The sequence below is a fragment of the Pseudomonas sp. GW821-FHT07F01 genome (genome assembly GCF_059418825.1).
This window is the reverse complement of record NZ_JBWKQO010000005.1, coordinates 675,842-694,504: the sequence shown is the minus strand read 5'-3', so window position 1 is coordinate 694,504 and position 18,663 is coordinate 675,842. Positions and strand designations below refer to the sequence as shown.

Below are 18,663 nucleotides of genomic sequence, written 5' to 3'. Positions count from 1 at the left end.
CTTTTCTTCACGCTTCGATGCCCTGGATGGCTGCGACTTTTCCCACCGCCGCTCTGGAAATCCATCTATGAATCTGTTTCGCAGCGAACGCGGGGCCCTGGCCCTGCTGCTCGGCGTGTCTGCATTGATCCTGCTGCTGGGCCTGGGCTCCCGTGAACTCTGGGGGCCGGAGACCCGCTGGGCCAACATCGCCTTGCAGATGTTGCAGAGTGGCGACTATTTCGACCCTTACCTCAAGGGCGCTCCCTACTACGACAAGCCCCTGCCCTCCTATTGGCTGATTACCGCCAGCGCCTGGCTGATGGGGGGCCTGGGGCACTGGTCGCTGCGCCTGTCCTCGGTGATCGCCGCATGGCTGAGCATCTGGCTGGTTTACCTGATCGGCGAACGGCTGTTCCACAAAGGCACTGGGCTGATCGCCGGCTGGATGCTGGCCACCACCTTCTATTTCGCCTTCTGGGCGCGGGTGGCCACGGCCGACGTCCTGACCGTCTGTGGCGTATTGGCTGCAGTGTGGTGGTACTGGCGCGGCCCGGAAGATACCCGCCTGGGCCGCTATACGGTGTTCTTCCTGATACTGGCGGCGACCTCGCTGCTCAAGGGGCTGATCGGCTTCGTCCTGCCGGGGCTGATCCTGTTGCCACACCTGCTGAGCCAGGGGCGCTGGAAACGCCACCTGAACCTGCGCCTGTTACTGGCCTTGAGCATCGCCGCGCTGTTCTACATGGTGCCCTTCGTTCTCTCGCACCTGTACGGCGCTCCCAGCTACGGGGAAAGCGGCCTGAGCCTGGTGTTTCGCGAGAATGTGGTGCGTTTCTTCAACCCCTTCGACCATGTCGGGCCGATCTACACCTACCTGATCTACCTGCCGGCCTATACCTTGCCCTGGGCGCCCTGCTGGATCCTCGGCCTATGGCTGGCGGCCCGGCACTGGCGCCAGTTGCAACCCAATGAACGCTGGCTGGTGTGGGCCCTGGGGCTGCTGTTCCTGTTCTTCACCGCCAGTGGCAGCCGGCGCAGCTATTACGTTCTGCCCCTGGTGCCCTTCGCTCAGTTGCTCGGTGCCTGGTGGCTCAACCGTCGGCTGCAGCTACGCCAGGCCGCCGGCAAACCCGTTTCCCGTGGCTGGCCCCTCGGCTTCTCCTGTGCGGCCCTGGTCATGCTGCTGGTGCTGGGGGTTGCCTACCCCTGGAGCAACAGCGGCGGGGGGGTGATGCAGTTCAGCGCCGATACCCGGGCTGCCGCGAGCCGGATCGCTCCCTGGAATCAATGGCGGATGGTCATGGTGGAAATCGATAACAAACTGCCGATGTACCTGCAGAACCAGGGCGCACCCTTCTACTACGTGGCAGAAACCGCGGACTTCCCGCGCAACGGCAGCAGCGCGGACTTCATGGCCTGGCTGGACAAGACCAGTGGCCAGCACTGGGACCCGCAGCGCACCCTGATCTTCGTCCAGCAGAAGCACGATGAGCCGCTGATGCTGGGGTATCTGGGCGAGGATCATCAACTGGTCCGCACCACCCCGACCAACGGTGAGCGCCTGGCCAAGAAACCGGCGCAAGGCAGCGTGGCCTTCATTCCCCGCATGCCGGGGAGCTGAATGACCGTGCTGCGCAAGCGCAGCACGGATTCACCAGGATCGGATCAGAGGTTCACCACATTGACGAAACGCGGCGTGGCGCTGTCGTCGATGCGCAGGCTGGTGAAGTCGAACAGATTGCGGTCCGCCAGTTGCGAGGGGATCACGTTCTGCAGGCCGCGGAAGATGCTTTCGGTACGCCCTGGAGTCTTGCGCTCCCATTCCTGAAGCATCTCCTTGACCACCTGGCGTTGCAGGTTCTCCTGGGAACCGCAGAGGTTGCACGGGATGATCGGGAACTGCTTGAGGTCGGAATAGGCCTGGATATCCTTCTCGCTGCAGTAGGCCAGCGGGCGGATTACCACGTTGCGCCCGTCATCGGCCAGCAGCTTGGGCGGCATGGCCTTGAGCGAGCCGTTGTAGAACATGTTGAGGAAGAAGGTCTCGACGATATCGTCGCGGTGGTGACCCAAGGCCATCTTGGTGGCGCCTATTTCGTCGGCGAAGGTGTACAGGGTGCCGCGACGCAGGCGCGAGCACAGCGAGCAGGTGGTCTTGCCTTCCGGGATCAGCTCCTTGACCACCGAATAGGTGTCCTTCTCGACAATGTGGTACTCGATCCCCAGTTCCTTGAGGTAGGCCGGCAGCACGTGCTCGGGAAAGCCTGGCTGTTTCTGGTCCATGTTCACCGCGACGATCTCGAACTTGATCGGCGCCACCTTCTGCAGGTGCAGCAGCACGTCGAGCATGGTGTAGCTGTCCTTGCCGCCGGACAGGCAGACCATGACCTTGTCGCCCTCTTCGATCATGTTGAAATCGGCGACCGCCTCGCCCGCCTGGCGGCGAAGACGTTTCTGCAGTTTGTTCTGGTTGACCGTAAGAGTGCCCATGGCTCTTGAAATCCGCGAGGTATGTGACGAAAAGCCGGACATTTTACGCAAAAACCCCAGCCCCGTGAAAGCGCCGCAGAGCAGCGGTGCCGGGGCTGCAATGACAGATGCAGCAGCGATTAGCCCGGGGGTTTACAGCGCAATTTGCTCTAAAGGTGCGCACATCTGCGGAAAACTCCTCCCTATACTGCGACATAAGGTCGCATGCACATATAGACCTATACTGACTGTGCCACTTGGCTGTAAGCGCTCCGTTGGGGGGCGATGGCAACAATAAAGGAGTGACTGACCATGATTCATCATGTCGTAGGACTCTTCACCCACCCCGATCAGGAATGGCGAGACATCCGTGGCGATGCCGAGGAAAGCATCAGCCACATGTACCTCACCCATACGCTGATCCTCGCGGCAATCCCCGCCATTTCGGCTTTTATCGGCACCACCCAGGTCGGCTGGGTCATCGGCAATCGCGCGCCGGTGATGCTGACCATGGAAAGCGCCCTGTGGATGACCATCATGTCGTACCTGGCCATGCTCGGCGGCGTGGCGGTGATGGGCGCGTTCATCCACTGGATGGCCCGGACCTATGATGCCAGCCCAAGCCTGGCACGCTGCGTGGCCTTTGCCACCTACACCGCCACACCGCTGTTCGTCGGTGGCCTGGCGGCGCTGTACCCGCACATGTGGCTGGGCATGATCGTCGGCACTGCCGCCATCTGCTACACGGTCTACCTGCTGTATGTCGGGCTGCCGACCTTCATGAATATCCCGTCTGACGAGGGGTTCCTGTTTTCCAGCTCAGTGCTGGCAGTAGGCCTGGTGGTACTGGTCGCGATCATGGCCTTCACCGTGATTGTCTGGGGCCTGGGCGTCGGCCCCGTGTACACCAACTGACGCCGCACCAATAATAATCCTCTGTCTGCCAGCACAGGCCGCCGCAAGGCGGCCTTCTTATGGGCGCGGGATGGATGACCATTCGGCGCCTGGGCGATTCGGAATCCCCCCTGTTTGCGGCATACTCACTCCCTCTGGAGAGCCGTTAAGCATGCCCGAGCAACTCAATACCCGCGTCGAAGATTGTTTCCAACTCGCTGAATCCTTTTTCAAACGTCCTTTCAAACGCCCGGTGGTCAGCCTCAAGTTGCGTGGCCAGAAAGCCGGTGTCGCCCATTTGCACGAGAACCTGCTGCGCTTCAACCCGCAGCTGTACCGGGAAAACACCGAGGACTTCCTCAAGCAGACCGTGGCCCACGAAGTGGCACACCTGATCGCCCACCAACTGTTTGGCGAACGTATCCAGCCCCACGGTGAAGAGTGGCAACTGATCATGCGCGGGGTGTACGAACTGCCGCCCAATCGTTGTCATACCTACGACGTCAAGCGTCGCAGCGTGACCCGCTATATCTACCGCTGCCCCTGCGCCGAGAGCGATTTCCCGTTCTCCGCCCAACGCCACAAACTGGTGGCCCAGGGGCGTCGCTATCTGTGCCGGCGTTGTCGGCAAACCCTGGTCTACAGCGGGGAAACCAGGGTCGAGTGACAGTTTTAAAGCACTGCCTCGGCAAACCCGCAGCTACGCGATGACCCGCTCGCGCCGCAGTGCCTCGATGCGCTCGGCGCTGTAGCCCAGTTCCTCCAGCACCTGATCGGAATGCGCCCCCAACCTGGCGCCAATATGCCGCGGCTCTGGCAGCCCCTCGGAAAACTTCAACGGGCAGGCCATCTGCGCCTGCCGGCTGCCGTCTTCACGGGGCACCTGGCTGACCAGTTGCCTGGCCTGCAACTGCGGATGTTCCAGGGCCTCGCCCAGGCTCAGCACCGGCTCGACGCAGGCATCGAAGCCAGCGAACAGCTGGCACAACTCGGCGAAATCGTGTTTCTCGAATTCGACCTGCAAGGCCTGCTTCAGTGCCTGTTGCTGTTCGGGCAAGGGAGACAGGCCCTGGGCCGCCAGTTCCGGGCGGCCCAGGGCCTGACACAACTGCTGCATGAACACCGGCTCCAGACTGCCCACCGACAGCCAGCGCCCGTCCCGGCTGCGGTAGTAGTCATAAAAGCTGCCACCATTGAGCACCTGCTGCTCCATTCCGGGCTCGACCCCACAGGCCAGGTAGCCGGCACCGGCCATGGCGTTCAGACTGAACACGCAGTCGGTCATGCTCACGTCCAGGTACTGTCCCTGGCCGCTGTGCTGGCGCGCGATCACCGCCGCCAACAGGCCGATCACCCCATGCAGCGAGCCCCCCGCGATATCCGCGGCCTGGATGCCCAGGGGTAATGGTCCCTGATCGCGGCGGCCGGTCTGGCTGGCCAGCCCGGCCAGGGCCAGGTAGTTGATGTCATGCCCGGCGCGGTCCCGGTAGGGGCCGGTCTGGCCATAGCCGGTAATGGAGACGTAGATCAGCCGCGGGTTGATCGCCTTCAAGGCCTGGTAACCCAGCCCCAGGCGCTCCATCACGCCCGGGCGGAACTGTTCGAGAACAATGTCGTAGTCCTGCACCAGTTGCCGCACCACCTCCAGCGCTTCGGGACGCTTGAGGTCCAGGGCCAGGCTGCGCTTGTTGCGGTTGAGATAGGCGTGGCTGGCGGAAACCCCGGCATCGTGGGGCAGCAACACCCGCAACAGATCCATGCGGGTCGGCGACTCGATGCGCAGGACCTCGGCGCCCATGTCCGCCAGCAGCAACGAGGCGAAGGGCCCCGGCAGCAGGGTGGAGAAATCCAGTACCTTGAGTGACGCCAACGGCCCTTGCATAGCCCTCTCCTCTTGATCGGCAGCCCACAGAGTAGGCAGCCGCGACGCCCGCAACAATCACCGCAACAGTCAGCCGGGCTGACCGTTGCGCTCAATCGCCAGGCAATAAAAAACCCGCCGAAGCGGGTTCTTTATATAGCTCAAGGCTTACTTGATGCTCGGTGCCGGGCCTTCGGCCACACCCAGGTCATCGGTTTCACGGGTGTCGGTAATCGGCCGACCACCGGAAGCCAGCTCGGATTGCAGCTTGTCTTCGTCCAGCTCCTTGACCCACTTGGCAACCACTACGGTAGCCACGGCGTTGCCCACCAGGTTGGTCAGGGCGCGAGCTTCGGACATGAAGCGGTCGATACCCAGGATCAGCGCCAGGCCGGCCACCGGCAGGTGACCCACGGCCGACAGGGTCGCGGCCAGGACGATGAAGCCACTGCCCGTCACACCGGCAGCGCCTTTGGAAGACAGCAGCAGCACCAGCAGCAGGGTGATCTGGTGAGTGATGTCCATGTGGGTATCAGTGGCCTGGGCAATGAACACCGCAGCCATGGTCAGGTAGATCGAAGTACCGTCGAGGTTGAACGAATAACCGGTAGGGATCACCAGGCCGACCACCGACTTCTTGGCGCCCAGGCGTTCCATCTTGATCAGCATGCGCGGCAGGGCCGATTCCGAGGAGGAAGTTCCCAGCACGATCAGCAGTTCTTCACGGATGTAGCGGATCAGCTTGATCACGCTGAAGCCGTGGGCGCGGCAGATTGCCCCCAGGACCACCAGCACGAACACCACGCAGGTGATGTAGAAGCAGATCATCAGTTGGCCCAGTTGCACCAGGGAACCCACACCGTAGGCACCGATGGTGAACGCCATGGCGCCCAGCGCACCCAGGGGCGCGAGCTTCATGATCATGTTGATGATGTTGAACATCACATGGGCGAAACGGTCGATGAAATCCAGCACCGGCTTGCCGTAGGCGCCCAGGCGATGCAGGGCGAAACCGAACACCACGGAGAACATCAGCACCTGCAGGATATCGCCATTGGCGAAGGCGCCGACGATGGTGGCCGGGATGATGTTGAGGATGAAGCCGACGATGCTCTGGTCATTACCGGCAGTCACGTAGGCTGCAACTTTCGAGGCGTCCAGGGTCGAAGCGTCGATGTGCATGCCGGCCCCCGGCTGCACCACGTTGACCACGATCAGGCCGATCAGCAGGGCGATGGTGGAGACGATTTCGAAGTACAGCAGCGCATAGCCGCCGGTCTTGCCCACCGACTTCATGTTCTGCATGCCGGCGATACCACTCACCACGGTACAGAAAATGATCGGAGCGATGACCATCTTGATCAGTTTGATGAAGCCGTCACCCAGGGGCTTGAGAGCCACGCCGGTCTGAGGGTAGAAGTGGCCGAGCAGGATGCCGATGGCGATGGCAACGATCACCTGGAAATACAGGGATTTGTACAGTGGCTGACGAGTCGTCATTGCAAGTTTCCTCAAGAGCCCCGGCATGCACTTTCCGTCGATGCATGCGGTGCCTAAAGTGCGAACCCTCCTGCGCTGGAGGGATTTGTTGTGTCGAGCTGCGTGCTGGCAGATCTTCCGGCTCTATCGCAAAGCCCGTGCCACCTTGTGAAAAAGCCTTGCAGGCCTTTAGACATCAGGGGTGCGAGCTGATCCTTGCATCCGTTGCGCAGGCTGAAGCTGGCGGATTTCCGCCCACTCACCCTCTCTCGTCCTACAATTTGGCGGATATCCGCCTTGTTCCCTTCCTGGGGGCTGGCTAAGATCCGCCACTCAATGGACGGACCTGCCTGCATGCGCGAACGCACCATCGCCAGCCACTTTGCCCGTGCCGCCCTGGGCGGAGCACGCCGGCACGGCTATGACTACGCGCCCCTGCTGCATCAGTTGGGCATCAGCCCCGAACTGCTGAACCAACCCAAGGCCCGTATCGCCCCCGAGCAATTCACCCGTCTATTGCAGCAACTGTGGCTGGAGCTGGATGACGAGTACCTCGGGTTCGGCCATGGCCCCAGCAAGCGCGGGACCTTCGCCATGATGTGCCACGCGCTGATCCACTGCCGTACCTTGGAAAAAGCACTCAATCGCGGCTTATTATTTTATAGCCTGTTTCCGGAAGCCCCGCGTCTGAGTCTGACGCGTGAAGGAGAAATGGCCCGGCTGAGCCTGGATGATTCCGAGCTATGGGATCCCGAGCACTTTCTCAGCGAGAGCCTGCTGGTGATCTGGCATCGCCTCGGCAGTTGGTTGATTGGCCAGCGCATCCGCCTGGAGCAGGCCTGCTTCAGCTACCCCAAGCCCGATCACGGCGCGGAATACGACCTGCTTTTCCCTTGCCCGCTGCAGTTCACCCGGGAACGCAGCAGCCTGCTGTTCCACAGTCGCTACCTGGGCATGCCGCTGCTGCAGGACGAACGCACCCTCAAGCACTTTCTCGAACGCTCTCCCGCCGACCTGTTGTCGCGCCCGGATGAAGGCGACAGCCTCAGCAGCCAGCTGCGCCGCCTGCTCAGTCGCGACCGCGAGCACTGGCCCGACCTGGAAAGCGTCGCCCAGCACCTGCACGTCAGCCCGCAGACCCTGCGCCGGCATCTGCGCGAAGAAGGTTCGAGCTTTCAGGAGCTGAAGGATGAGCTGCGCCGCGACATTGCCATCTACCACCTCGGCCGGGCCGACCTGTCATTGCAACAGATCGCCGAACAACTGGGTTTTTCCGAGCCCTCGGCCTTTCACCGGGCGTTCAAGAAATGGACCGGCCTGACCCCGGGCGCCTACCGCGCCCGGGAACAGTAGCCCCCTACAGGGCCGGAAAGTGAATCCGGAAGGCCGCCCCCCCCAGGGCCGAATCCCCCAGGGTCAGTTGCGCGCCGTAGCTCTCGATGATGTCCTTGACCACCGCCAGGCCGATGCCCTGCCCCGGGTGCTGGCGATCCAGGCGCTCACCGCGCTGCAGAATCCGCGCCCGCTGATCGGGTGGCACGCCGGGGCCGTCGTCTTCCACACACAACTCGGAGCCTTCCAGGATCTCGCGCACGCTGATGCGCACTGAGCTCAGGCACAGGCGATAAGCGTTCTCCAGCAGGTTGCCGAGCAACTCCAGCAAGGCGCCGTGCTCAATCGGCAGGTAGCAGCGTTCCGGCAAGTCGAAGGACACCCGTACCTGCTTGTCGCGATAGACCTTGTCCAGGGTGTCGCAGAGGCTTTGCAGCACCGGCCGCAGCCGCACCTGGTGGCGCACAAGACCGCTCTTGCGCAGGCTGGCGCGCTGCAACTGGTAACTGATCTGCTGGCTCATGCGCTCGATCTGCGCCTGCAGCACCCAGGCCTGCTCACGATCCTGGGGCCGTTGCGCCATGTCCTCGCTCACGCCCTGCAACACCGTCAACGGAGTTTTCAGGCTGTGGGCCAGGTCATCCAGGGAGTCACGATAGCGGCTGCGCTGCTCACGCTCGCTTTGCAGCAGGCGGTTCAACGAGCCCGTCAGGCGCAACAGCTCGCGCGGGTGCTCCTCACTGAGGCTCTGGCGGGTGCCACTTTCGATCTGGTCCAGCTCCTGGCTCAAGCGTCGCAAGGCTTGCAAACCCCAGGTCAGGCCGAGCCAGAGCAGTGCCAGGAGCACCAGCAAGGCCGCGCCGAACCCCAGGTAGAGGTTTTCCCGAACGCCTTCCAGGGTTTGCTGGTACTCACGCACCGGCTGCAGCGCGACGATACTGAAGGCCGCGCTCTTGCCCCCCAGCAGCTTGATCTCGACGTCGTAGACAAAGAACTCCTGGCCGTTGGCTTCGCGGATCCTGGCGAACTCATTGCCACGCCCGTCGTACCGCGGCCGGTAGTTGATGTTCTCTTCCTGGGTCGCCCGCGAGCGCCAGACCAGGTGCCCTTCGCGATCGTAGATGTAGCCCAGCAGGCGGCTGTCGGCGAGGTTGAAGCGCTCGTCGGGCAATTGCGCCGGCATCTGCAGGCGGTTGTTCTCGATCCGCGCCGCACTGATCAGGGTGGTGACATCAGAAGCCAGGCGCTGCTCGATAGAGTCCTGCAACGCCAGGCTGAACGCCCCCTGCATGGCTGGCAGCAGGGCCAGCATGAACAGCACCGCCAGGGTCGTTGCGGCCAGCATCAGGCGCAGGCGCAGCGATCGAATCATCGGCAACGCTCGTTGAACAGGTAGCCCAGGCCACGCACCGTATCGATCGGCTTGAAGCCCGACGGCCCCTCAAGCTTGCGCCGCAAGCGGCCCACCAGCACTTCGATGACATTCGGATCGCGCTCGTCGTCGTCCGGGTACAACTGCTCCATGAGCCGGTCCTTGGCCACCACTTGCTGATGATGACGCATCAGGTATTCGAGAATCCGGTACTCATAGGCCGTCAGGGCCAGGGGCTGCTCATCCAGGGAGGCCTGCTTGCGATTCAGGTCCAGCAGCAGCGGCCCGGCAATGATGGTGGACTGGGTGAAGCCACTGGAGCGCCGCAGCAGCGCATTCAGGCGCGCATCCAGCTCTTCGAACTGGAATGGCTTGACCACATAGTCGTCCGCACCGGCCGCCAGGCCCTCGACCTTGTCCTGCCAGTTGCCACGGGCCGTGAGGATGAGGATCGGGAACGTCTTGCCACGGTTGCGCAACTGGCGGATCAGGTCCAGCCCGCCCATGCCGGGCAGGCCCAGGTCGATCACCGCCAGATCGTGGTTGAACTGCTCGGTCTGATACAGCGCCTCCTCGGCGTTGGCCACGGACTCGACGACATGACCGCTGTCGGTGAGGCGGGTTTGCAAATGATGACGCAACAGCGCCTCATCTTCGACGACCAGCAACTTCATAACGCTCTCCCAGGCAAAATTCGACATCTCCAGGGGCGCCCCTGCGCCCTGATGATTAATGCGCCAACGCCGGACCGTGCCCAAGGCACGATCCGGCGCGGTCCAGGCCAGGCCGCTTATCAGAAAGCGTAGTTGGCCGACAGGTAGGTCTGGGCGCTGCTGGTAAGGCTCAGCGAACCCTGCTTGCTGCCACCGCGCTCGCTCATCTCGGTCCCGGCATTGCTGCGCAGGTAACGGTAGCCGAGCTCCACCGAGGTGTTCTGTGAAACCTGTTGCAGGACGCCGGCCTGTACGCCCACCGCGTAACCAATGTCGCTGTCACGGCTGAAGCCCGGAGACTCCTGAGTCAGCTTGGTCAGGCCGGCCGTGCCGCCGCCAAAGAGTTTGGTGCTGCTGGTCACCGGCAGGAACATATCGTAGCTGCCCAGCAGATTCTGCTGGCGCAGTTTAATGCCGTTGTGGGAGCCAGACACATAATCGTAGGTAGCGTAGTAACGACCCTGGTCATTCTGTTGACCGGCGCGTATGCCCCAGGTGTTGTCCTTGCCGATCACGCCATCGGCGTTCGGGTGGCCCAGGTTGCTGTTGAGCTGGCTGGACTTGTTGATCTTGTCGCTGGTCTGGCCAAAGGACAACCCAACGAAGTTGCTGTCAGCGGCTTGGGCAGCGGCGCTGGCGCCGAAGACGGTAAAGGCCAGGAACAGTTTTTTCAATGAAGTCATAGGAAGTTTCCTTTGCGCTATTGGCTTTTTGGGTACGGGGCTAGAGTAAACAGCCCGCCCTGAACTCCCCCTGAACACACCCTTAACCTCGCCTGAACCAGATCGACTAGGCTGTGCTGACACCTTTTCAACCGGAGTTCCCCTCATGCGCATGCTCGTCGCATTGGTCCTGTTAACCCTCGGCGGCCTCAGCCAGGCCGCCATCAAGACTCAGGAAATTCCCTATCGCAGTACCGACGGCACTCAGTTGATCGGCTACTACGCCTACGACGACGCCCTACAGGGCCCGCGCCCGGGCATCGTGGTGGTGCATGAATGGTGGGGCCTCAACGACTACGCCAAGCGCCGGGCCCGGGACCTTGCCGCCCTTGGCTACAGTGCCCTGGCCATCGACATGTACGGCCAGGGCAAGCACACCGAACACCCGGCGGACGCCATGGCCTTCATGCAGGCCGCGCTGAAGGACAGTGCCGCTGCCAGTGCACGTTTCAACGCCGGCCTTGAGCTGTTGAGACAGCAACCGCAGACCGATCCGCAGAAACTCGCCGCCATCGGCTACTGCTTTGGCGGCAAGATTGTCCTGGACGCCGCGCGCCAGGGCCTGCCCCTGGCCGGCGTGGTGAGTTTCCACGGTGCCCTGGCCACCGCCACACCGGCTACCCCCGGCAGCGTCAAGGCCAAGATCCTGGTGGAACATGGGGCCCAGGACAGCATGGTGACGGCGGACAACGTCACCACCTTCAAAGCGGAAATGGACAAGGCCGGCGCCGACTACCGCTTCGTCAGCCTGGAGGGAGCCAAGCATGGCTTCAGCAACCCCGATGCCGACCGCCTGAGCCATGGCGAACACGGCGGGCCGGACATCGGCTACAACAAGGCCGCCGATGAGCGTTCCTGGGCCGACATGCAGGCATTCTTCAAAAAACTGTTTGGCTAGCCGCCGTACCTGGGTTGCCGTCAGTGCGCTGCGGCAACCCTTTGCGCTTCACCCGACTACCCTCCAACGCAGCAACCCGGCACACTAGCGGCCATGAATGCTCTCCCCCCCCTCCCCGCTTGCTGCACCCCTCTGGACGCTGCCTGGCCGCTGCCGAACGTCCTGCCCCAAGCCCTCTGGCTAAGTACCCGGTTCGATCCCGGGCAACTTGCCGCGGATGATTTTCAGCGCAGCGGCATTGAGGCACCGCCGAGCATCCAGCGTTCGGTGGCCAAGCGTCAGGCCGAATTTCTCGCTGGACGCCTGTGTGCCCGAGCCGCCTTGCAGCAACTGCAACGACTGGACTGGGTACCGCCCATTGGCGATGACCGAGCGCCGATCTGGCCCGAACACATCTGCGGTTCGATCACCCACAGCAGCGGACGCGCCGCGGCCATCGTCGCCGACAAGCAACACTGGCGTGGCCTGGGAATGGACCTGGAACACCTGCTCAGTGCAGAACGTGCGGCCAAACTGGCTGAGCAGATCCTGACCCCGGCCGAACTGCAGCGCCGCGACCAGTTGCCGGCCGAGCTGCATGCACTGGCGGTAACCCTGACCTTCTCGATCAAGGAAAGCCTGTTCAAGGCCCTGTACCCGCTGGTGCACAAACGCTTCTATTTCGAACACGCCGAAGTCCTGGAATGGTCTGCCGAAGGGCCGGTGCGGATGCGCCTGCTGACCGATCTGTCCGAGGAATGGCAGCACGGCCGCGAACTGCAAGGGCAGTTCGCCGTGCAAGACGATCATCTGCTGAGCCTGGTGGCCATCAAGGCCTGAACCGGGGCCGCCCTCAGCGGGGTTCCTGATGCCGTGGCCAGCTCAGGCTGAAGCAGGCACCGCCCAGGTTCTTGCTCTTGCTGATCAGGGCGCGGCCCTCGTGCCAATGGATGATCCGCCGCACAATCGACAGCCCCAGCCCATGCCCCCCGGAAGCCCGGGTGCGGCTGTCATCCAGGCGCAGGAATGGGGTGAAGATCTTTTCCCAGGCATGTTCCGGTACGCCGGGACCGTCATCTTCCACATCCACCCGGCAGCGCAACTGCCCTACCTGATAGCTGACCGTCACCTGGGACTCGGCATGACGCATGGCGTTGCCCACCAGGTTCTGCAAGGCCCGGTGCAGGTAGCGCGGTTCGGCCTCGACCCACGCACCGTCACACTCGGCGGCAGACAGGCACAGGCCACGCCGGACCTTGAGATTGGCCCGCAACGGCGCCAGTTCGCTGATCACCTGGTTGATCAGCGCATCCAGGTCGATACGCTGGAAATTCAGGGCCGGCGAGCCCTGCTCCAGACGGGCGTAGGTCAGCATTTCGTCCACCAGCCGGTCGAGGTCCTGAATGTCGTTGTCCATGCCGTCCAGGTACTTCTGCCGGGCCTGATCGGTGCTCGCCGAAGCAATCATCTCCAGGCCGAAACGCAGCCGCGCCACGGGTGTGCGCAACTCATGGGACACCGCACGTACCAGCTCGCGCTGAATCGCCAGCAGGCGCTGCAAGTGCTCGGCCATGCCATTGAAGGCCGCCGCCAGGCGCCCCACCGAGTCCGCGCCACGGGCCGGCACGCGGGTTTCCAGGCTGCCCTTGGCGATCCGCGTGGCCGCCGACTCCAGGCCGCTGAGGCGCCGCTCCAGCTGGCGCACCAATAGATAGACGATCAGGCCGATCAGGCTCAGGCCCAGCACGGCAATCAGCACCAGCCATTGCGGCGGATAGGGATTCATCTGATACAGCGGGCCGATCTCCAGCACCCAGGGCGTGCCCACCAGGCCGGCGAAGACCCGGATCGAATCGCCACCCTTGCCCAGGGCCATCACCGTGTCGCCCTCGGCCACCCGGCGCCGCTGATCCTCGTCCATGTCGGCGGCGTCCAGAGTCGACAACTGCATATCGAAGCCGAACCCCTTGGCTTCCTTGAGTGCAGCCAGGCGCTGGGGTTGCTCTGCCACCGGATAACGCACCAGCTCATCCGCCAGCAGGTAGATAGTGGCCCGGGCCAACTGCTCGCTGATCTGCTGGACCTCGGCACTGAGCAGCAGCTGTTCCTTCTCGCTGACCAGGCGATAGACCCGGGCGGCGAAGGGGCCGGTCTGCTCCACCAGCGCCTGGCCGCGCAGCACCCGACCGCGCTGGCTACTGTCCAGGTCGGTCTGGCTGAAGGTCTTGAGACTCAGGGGAATGCCCAGCAAGCGCTCCCACACCGCCAGCGCCCGGCGACGCTCGATCTCGCTCATCGGCTGCAGGTTGTCCGCCATCAGCGAAAAAGTGCCGTGGGCCAGCCGCTCGCGGTACTGCTCGCTGCGCACCTGATTCAACAGATGCAGGGCCAGGACCCCAAGCAACGCCACGAGGATCAGCGCGGCGCACATACCGCCGTAGATCCGCAGGAAGATCGAGTTCACGAGCGCATGTCGGCGGCGGCTTCGGGGACGAATAGGTAACCCTTGCTGCGAATGGTCTTGATCAGCCGCGGGTGCTCCGGGTCGTCACCGATCTTCGGGCGGATGCGCGAGATCCGCACATCGATGGAGCGGTCCTGGCCGTCATAGCCGATGCCGCGCAGGGCGGTGAAAATTTCTTCCCGGGACAGGATCCGCCCGGCATTGGCCACCAGCAGCCACAGCAGGTCGAACTCGGCACTGGTCAATTCGATCCCGGCATCGCTCAGCCAGGCCTCGCGCAGGGCATTGTCCACCACCAGCGGGCCGAACTGCAGGCGGCGGGTTTTCTCCACCGCCGGCTCCGGCGCTTCGCTACGGCGCAGCAGGGCCTGGATGCGCGCCAGCAGCAACCGCGGGCGCACCGGCTTGCAGACATAGTCGTCGGCACCCAGGTCCAGGCCCATGATCTGGTCCATGTCATCGGTACGGGCGGTGAGCATGAGGATCACTCCGTCATAACGATCCCGAACCTTGCGGCAGATGCTCAGGCCGTCTTCACCGGGCAGCATCAGGTCGAGGATCACCAGATCCGGCTGCTCGGCAATGATCCTGGCCGCGGCCCGGGCACCGTTGCCCTCGATCGCCACCTGCAGGCCATTGCTTTCGAGATATTCACGGGTCAACTCAGCCAGACGCTGGTCATCCTCGACAATCAGTACCTGCCAGGCTTCCTGTTCCACGCACGACCTCTTCTTGTTCTATTGCCAGTCCACCTTGAGCAGTAAAGCCCCCGTCTTTCTGTCATGAAAAAGGCGGATAACACGCTCTGGGAAAGGTGGCTGGTTTGCCATGGGAAAGGCCGGGAAACCCCGGTCGATCGCTGCCGATTGTAGCAACCGGCACAGGCGCCGACACAAGCGGCTAAAACGACTCGGTCAGGGCGTTTTTTTGTGATAGGGTTCGCGCCCGCAAAAATCCGCCCAAGGCAATTTTCGACGGTAAAAAACAGTGACAAACGGTTCCATCCACTGGGACTGCGGGCTGCGTGAGTTTTACCCAGTCCATACACAATTTACGCACAACCTTATCCACAGGCAGTACGTTGCAATCAGCCCCCCAAACGCATTATCTTGTAGCCCGGCGGCTAAAAATCCCTATATCTAGGGTTTTGCGCAAAAAACCAAACACAATTCAGCCAAGAAACTCAAGCCCTTTTCTTGCCCCGTTTGGTGGAACCAATCGCTGTTTCAGAAGACCAAGACCGCGCGTGCGGATGGCATCGTTTTCCACCCTGTCCAGGAGAAAGCGGTACGGGTGTTGCAGCAACAAGACTGTCACCCACCAGGAATAAGGTGCCGAGCCCCGGCTCGGCACCCATGACTTCGGCATGGAAGCGGCGCCTATAGCCCCCTTCCTGAACTGTCCCGAAGTCGTTATGCCCGGCCTCTGCCGGCTGTAGTGCTTCAGGACGGAACGGTGGGCACCCAAACGGTGCCCAAACAAACATAGAGAACGTGGAGACACCCATGCAAACCGACACAACTCGCGAGAACTCGCAGGCCAATGCGCCGCAGGCCGCCGATTCCACTCAGGATCTGTCTGCTACCGCACCTGGCCAATTGCGCGTGATCAAGCGTAACGGCACTGTCGTTCCTTATACCGATGACAAGATCACCGTCGCGATCACCAAAGCGTTCCTCGCAGTTGAAGGCGGCACCGCCGCTGCCTCGTCGCGAATCCACGACACCGTGGCGCGCCTGACCGAACAGGTCACCGCAACCTTCAAGCGTCGCATGCCTTCGGGCGGCACCATCCACATCGAAGAGATCCAGGACCAGGTCGAACTGGCCCTGATGCGCGCCGGCGAGCAGAAAGTCGCCCGCGACTACGTGATCTACCGTGACTCCCGCGCCAAGGAACGGGCTACCCGCTCCACCAGCGAAGAGCCGGTACAAGCCCACCCTTCGATCCGCATCACCCGCACCGATGGCAGCTTCGCGCCCCTGGACATGGGCCGCCTGAACACCATCGTCAGCGAAGCCTGCGAAGGCCTGGAAGAAGTCGACGGCGACCTGATCCAGCGCGAAACCCTGAAGAACCTCTACGACGGCGTGGCACTCAAAGACGTCAACACCGCCCTGGTGATGACCGCCCGCACCCTGGTCGAGCGCGAGCCGAACTACTCGTTCGTGACTGCCCGCCTGCTAATGGACACCCTGCGTGCCGAAGGCCTGGGCTTCCTCGAAGTAGCCGAAAGCGCCACCCACCACGAAATGGCCGACCTGTACGCCAAGGCGCTGCCTGCCTACGTCGCCAAGGGTATCGAGTTCGAATTGCTGAACCCGGTACTGGCTGAGTTCGATCTGGAAAAACTCGGCAAGGCGATCAACCACGAGCGCGACCAGCAGTTCACCTACCTGGGCCTGCAGACCCTGTACGACCGCTACTTCATCCACAAGGATGGCGTGCGTTTCGAACTGCCACAGATCTTCTTCATGCGCGTGGCCATGGGCCTGGCAATCGAAGAGAAACAGCGTGAAGACCGCGCCATCGAGTTCTACAACCTGTTGTCGTCCTTCGACTACATGGCTTCGACCCCGACCCTGTTCAACGCCGGCACCCTGCGTCCACAGCTGTCGAGCTGCTACCTGACCACCGTTCCGGACGACCTGTCGGGCATCTACGGCGCCATCCACGACAACGCCATGCTGTCGAAATTCGCCGGTGGCCTGGGCAACGACTGGACTCCGGTACGTGCACTGGGCTCCTATATCAAGGGCACCAACGGCAAATCCCAGGGCGTCGTGCCTTTCCTGAAAGTGGTCAACGACACCGCGGTAGCCGTGAACCAGGGTGGCAAGCGCAAGGGCGCTGTCTGTGCCTACCTGGAAACCTGGCACATGGACATCGAAGAGTTCATCGAGCTGCGCAAGAACACCGGTGATGACCGCCGTCGTACCCACGACATGAACACCGCCAACTGGATCCCCGACCTGTTCATGAAGCGCGTCTTCGACGACGGCAAGTGGACCCTGTTCTCGCCATCGGAAGTGCCTGATCTGCACGACCTGACCGGCAAGGCCTTCGAAGAGCGCTACGAGTACTACGAAGCCCTGACCGAGTACAACAAGATCAAGCTGTTCAAGACCGTCCAGGCCAAAGACCTGTGGCGCAAGATGCTGTCCATGCTCTTCGAGACCGGCCACCCATGGCTGACCTTCAAGGACCCGTGCAACCTGCGCAGCCCGCAGCAGCACGTGGGCGTGGTCCACAGCTCGAACCTGTGCACCGAGATCACCCTGAACACCAACAAGGACGAGATCGCAGTCTGCAACCTGGGCTCGATCAACCTGCCGAACCACATCGTCGACGGCAAGCTGGATACCGCCAAGCTGCAACGCACCGTGAACACTGCCGTGCGCATGCTCGACAACGTGATCGACATCAACTACTACTCGGTGCCACAGGCGAAGAACTCCAACTTCAAGCACCGTCCGGTCGGCCTGGGCATCATGGGCTTCCAGGATGCGCTGTACCTGCAGCACATCGCCTACGGCTCCGATGCAGCCGTCGAGTTCGCCGACAAGTCCATGGAAGCGGTCAGCTACTACGCAATCCAGGCTTCCTGCGACCTGGCCGACGAGCGCGGCGCCTACGAGACCTTCCAGGGTTCGCTGTGGTCCAAGGGCATCCTGCCGCTGGATTCGCAACAGATCCTGATCGAAGCCCGTGGCCAGAAGTACATCGATGTGGACCTCAACGAATCCCTGGACTGGGCACCGGTTCGCGCCCGTGTACAGAAAGGCATTCGTAACTCCAACATCATGGCCATCGCACCGACCGCCACCATCGCCAACATCACCGGCGTGTCGCAGTCGATCGAACCGACCTATCAGAACCTCTATGTGAAATCCAACCTGTCGGGCGAATTCACCGTGATCAACCCGTACCTGGTTCGCGACCTGAAGGCTCGCGGTCTGTGGGACTCGGTCATGATCAACGACCTGAAGTACTACGACGGTTCGGTACAGCAGATCGAGCGCATCCCGCAGGAGCTCAAGGAGCTCTACGCGACTGCCTTCGAAGTGGAAACCAAGTGGATCGTCGACGCCGCCAGCCGTCGCCAGAAGTGGATCGACCAGGCTCAGTCGCTGAACCTGTACATCGCCGGCGCTTCGGGCAAGAAGCTGGACGTGACCTACCGCATGGCTTGGTACCGTGGCCTGAAAACCACCTACTACCTCCGCGCCCTGGCCGCCACCAGCACCGAGAAGTCCACCATCAACACCGGCAAGCTGAACGCTGTTTCCAGCGGCGGCAACCACGGTGACGACTCGGTCCTCGCGGCTCCAGCCGGTCCAGCTCCTGTACCTAAGGCTTGCGCCATCGACGAGCCGGATTGCGAAGCTTGCCAATAAGCTGAGCCGACAGGTGCCTGCGGGCACCTGCCCCAACCCCCGATAGACCTCCGGTTTATCGGGGGTTTTCTTTTGCCCGCAACAAAGCTGCAGGAGCCTGC

General features: G+C 62.5%; 15 protein-coding genes. 7 read left to right on the top strand and 8 right to left on the bottom strand.

Annotation, left to right across the window (positions count from 1 at the left end; all coding sequences use genetic code 11):
* Positions 1–67: 67 nt before the first annotated feature.
* Positions 68–1,603 (top strand): ArnT family glycosyltransferase, encoded by a 1,536-nt coding sequence (locus AC07R1_RS21625; RefSeq protein WP_053153279.1) that lies wholly within the window; start codon positions 68–70, stop codon positions 1,601–1,603.
* A gap of 44 nt (positions 1,604–1,647) precedes the next feature.
* On the opposite strand, the gene ttcA is transcribed toward AC07R1_RS21625, so the two are convergent.
* Positions 1,648–2,472, bottom strand: a complete 825-nt coding sequence (gene ttcA / locus AC07R1_RS21620; RefSeq protein WP_011062726.1) for a tRNA 2-thiocytidine(32) synthetase TtcA — start codon at positions 2,470–2,472, stop codon at positions 1,648–1,650.
* Between the two features lie 291 nt (positions 2,473–2,763).
* On the opposite strand from ttcA, the gene AC07R1_RS21615 reads away from it, so the two are divergent.
* Together AC07R1_RS21615 and AC07R1_RS21610 are read left to right on the top strand one after the other, a co-directional pair.
* Entirely contained in the window at positions 2,764–3,366 is a 603-nt protein-coding gene (locus AC07R1_RS21615; protein WP_011062727.1) for a Yip1 family protein, read from the top strand.
* A gap of 151 nt (positions 3,367–3,517) precedes the next feature.
* Positions 3,518–4,012, top strand: a complete 495-nt coding sequence (locus AC07R1_RS21610) for a SprT family zinc-dependent metalloprotease (protein ID WP_011062728.1) — start codon at positions 3,518–3,520, stop codon at positions 4,010–4,012.
* Between the two features lie 33 nt (positions 4,013–4,045).
* Here AC07R1_RS21610 and AC07R1_RS21605 read toward each other — a convergent pair whose 3' ends face one another.
* Both AC07R1_RS21605 and AC07R1_RS21600 read right to left on the bottom strand, forming a co-directional pair.
* Entirely contained in the window at positions 4,046–5,227 is a 1,182-nt protein-coding gene (locus tag AC07R1_RS21605; protein WP_495110921.1) for a CaiB/BaiF CoA transferase family protein, read from the bottom strand.
* 147 nt (positions 5,228–5,374) lie between these two features.
* A complete protein-coding gene (locus AC07R1_RS21600) occupies positions 5,375–6,706 on the bottom strand; it encodes a dicarboxylate/amino acid:cation symporter (protein WP_011062730.1) in 1,332 nt (443 codons plus the stop codon).
* A 333-nt stretch (positions 6,707–7,039) separates the two neighbouring features.
* Here AC07R1_RS21600 and AC07R1_RS21595 point away from each other — a divergent pair, with 333 nt between their 5' ends.
* Complete coding sequence (locus tag AC07R1_RS21595) at positions 7,040–8,038, top strand: AraC family transcriptional regulator (RefSeq protein ID WP_019094597.1); 999 nt, start codon at positions 7,040–7,042, stop codon at positions 8,036–8,038.
* Between the two features lie 4 nt (positions 8,039–8,042).
* Here the strand turns inward: AC07R1_RS21595 and AC07R1_RS21590 are convergent, their stop codons facing one another.
* The 3 genes from AC07R1_RS21590 to AC07R1_RS21580 form a co-directional block, all read right to left on the bottom strand.
* The gene (locus AC07R1_RS21590) at positions 8,043–9,389 is read right to left on the bottom strand and encodes an ATP-binding protein (protein ID WP_495110920.1); all 1,347 of its coding nucleotides are present in this window, start codon (positions 9,387–9,389) and stop codon (positions 8,043–8,045) included.
* Positions 9,386–10,063 (bottom strand): response regulator, encoded by a 678-nt coding sequence (locus AC07R1_RS21585; protein ID WP_011062733.1) that lies wholly within the window; start codon positions 10,061–10,063, stop codon positions 9,386–9,388. Before AC07R1_RS21585 ends, AC07R1_RS21590 begins: the two co-directional genes overlap by 4 nt.
* 119 nt (positions 10,064–10,182) lie before the next feature.
* Positions 10,183–10,785 carry an outer membrane beta-barrel protein gene (locus tag AC07R1_RS21580; protein ID WP_015636661.1) on the bottom strand — a complete coding sequence of 201 codons (603 nt, stop codon included), beginning with the start codon at positions 10,783–10,785 and terminating at the stop codon, positions 10,183–10,185.
* A 145-nt stretch (positions 10,786–10,930) separates the two neighbouring features.
* Here AC07R1_RS21580 and AC07R1_RS21575 point away from each other — a divergent pair, with 145 nt between their 5' ends.
* Together AC07R1_RS21575 and AC07R1_RS21570 are read left to right on the top strand one after the other, a co-directional pair.
* Positions 10,931–11,722, top strand: coding sequence for a dienelactone hydrolase family protein (locus AC07R1_RS21575; RefSeq protein WP_011062735.1), 792 nt, complete (start codon positions 10,931–10,933; stop codon positions 11,720–11,722).
* 93 nt (positions 11,723–11,815) lie between these two features.
* Complete coding sequence (locus tag AC07R1_RS21570; RefSeq protein ID WP_015636663.1) at positions 11,816–12,541, top strand: 4'-phosphopantetheinyl transferase family protein; 726 nt, start codon at positions 11,816–11,818, stop codon at positions 12,539–12,541.
* Positions 12,542–12,554: 13 nt separating this feature from the next.
* On the opposite strand, the gene AC07R1_RS21565 is transcribed toward AC07R1_RS21570, so the two are convergent.
* Complete coding sequence (locus AC07R1_RS21565) at positions 12,555–14,165, bottom strand: ATP-binding protein (RefSeq protein ID WP_011062737.1); 1,611 nt, start codon at positions 14,163–14,165, stop codon at positions 12,555–12,557.
* Positions 14,162–14,884 carry a response regulator gene (locus AC07R1_RS21560; RefSeq protein ID WP_011062738.1) on the bottom strand — a complete coding sequence of 241 codons (723 nt, stop codon included), beginning with the start codon at positions 14,882–14,884 and terminating at the stop codon, positions 14,162–14,164. The genes AC07R1_RS21565 and AC07R1_RS21560 overlap by 4 nt, the downstream gene beginning before the upstream one ends.
* Before the next feature lie 786 nt (positions 14,885–15,670).
* Between AC07R1_RS21560 and AC07R1_RS21555 the strand changes: the two genes are divergently transcribed.
* Complete coding sequence (locus AC07R1_RS21555; RefSeq protein ID WP_015636664.1) at positions 15,671–18,562, top strand: ribonucleoside-diphosphate reductase subunit alpha; 2,892 nt, start codon at positions 15,671–15,673, stop codon at positions 18,560–18,562.
* The last annotated feature ends 101 nt before the right edge of the window (positions 18,563–18,663 follow it).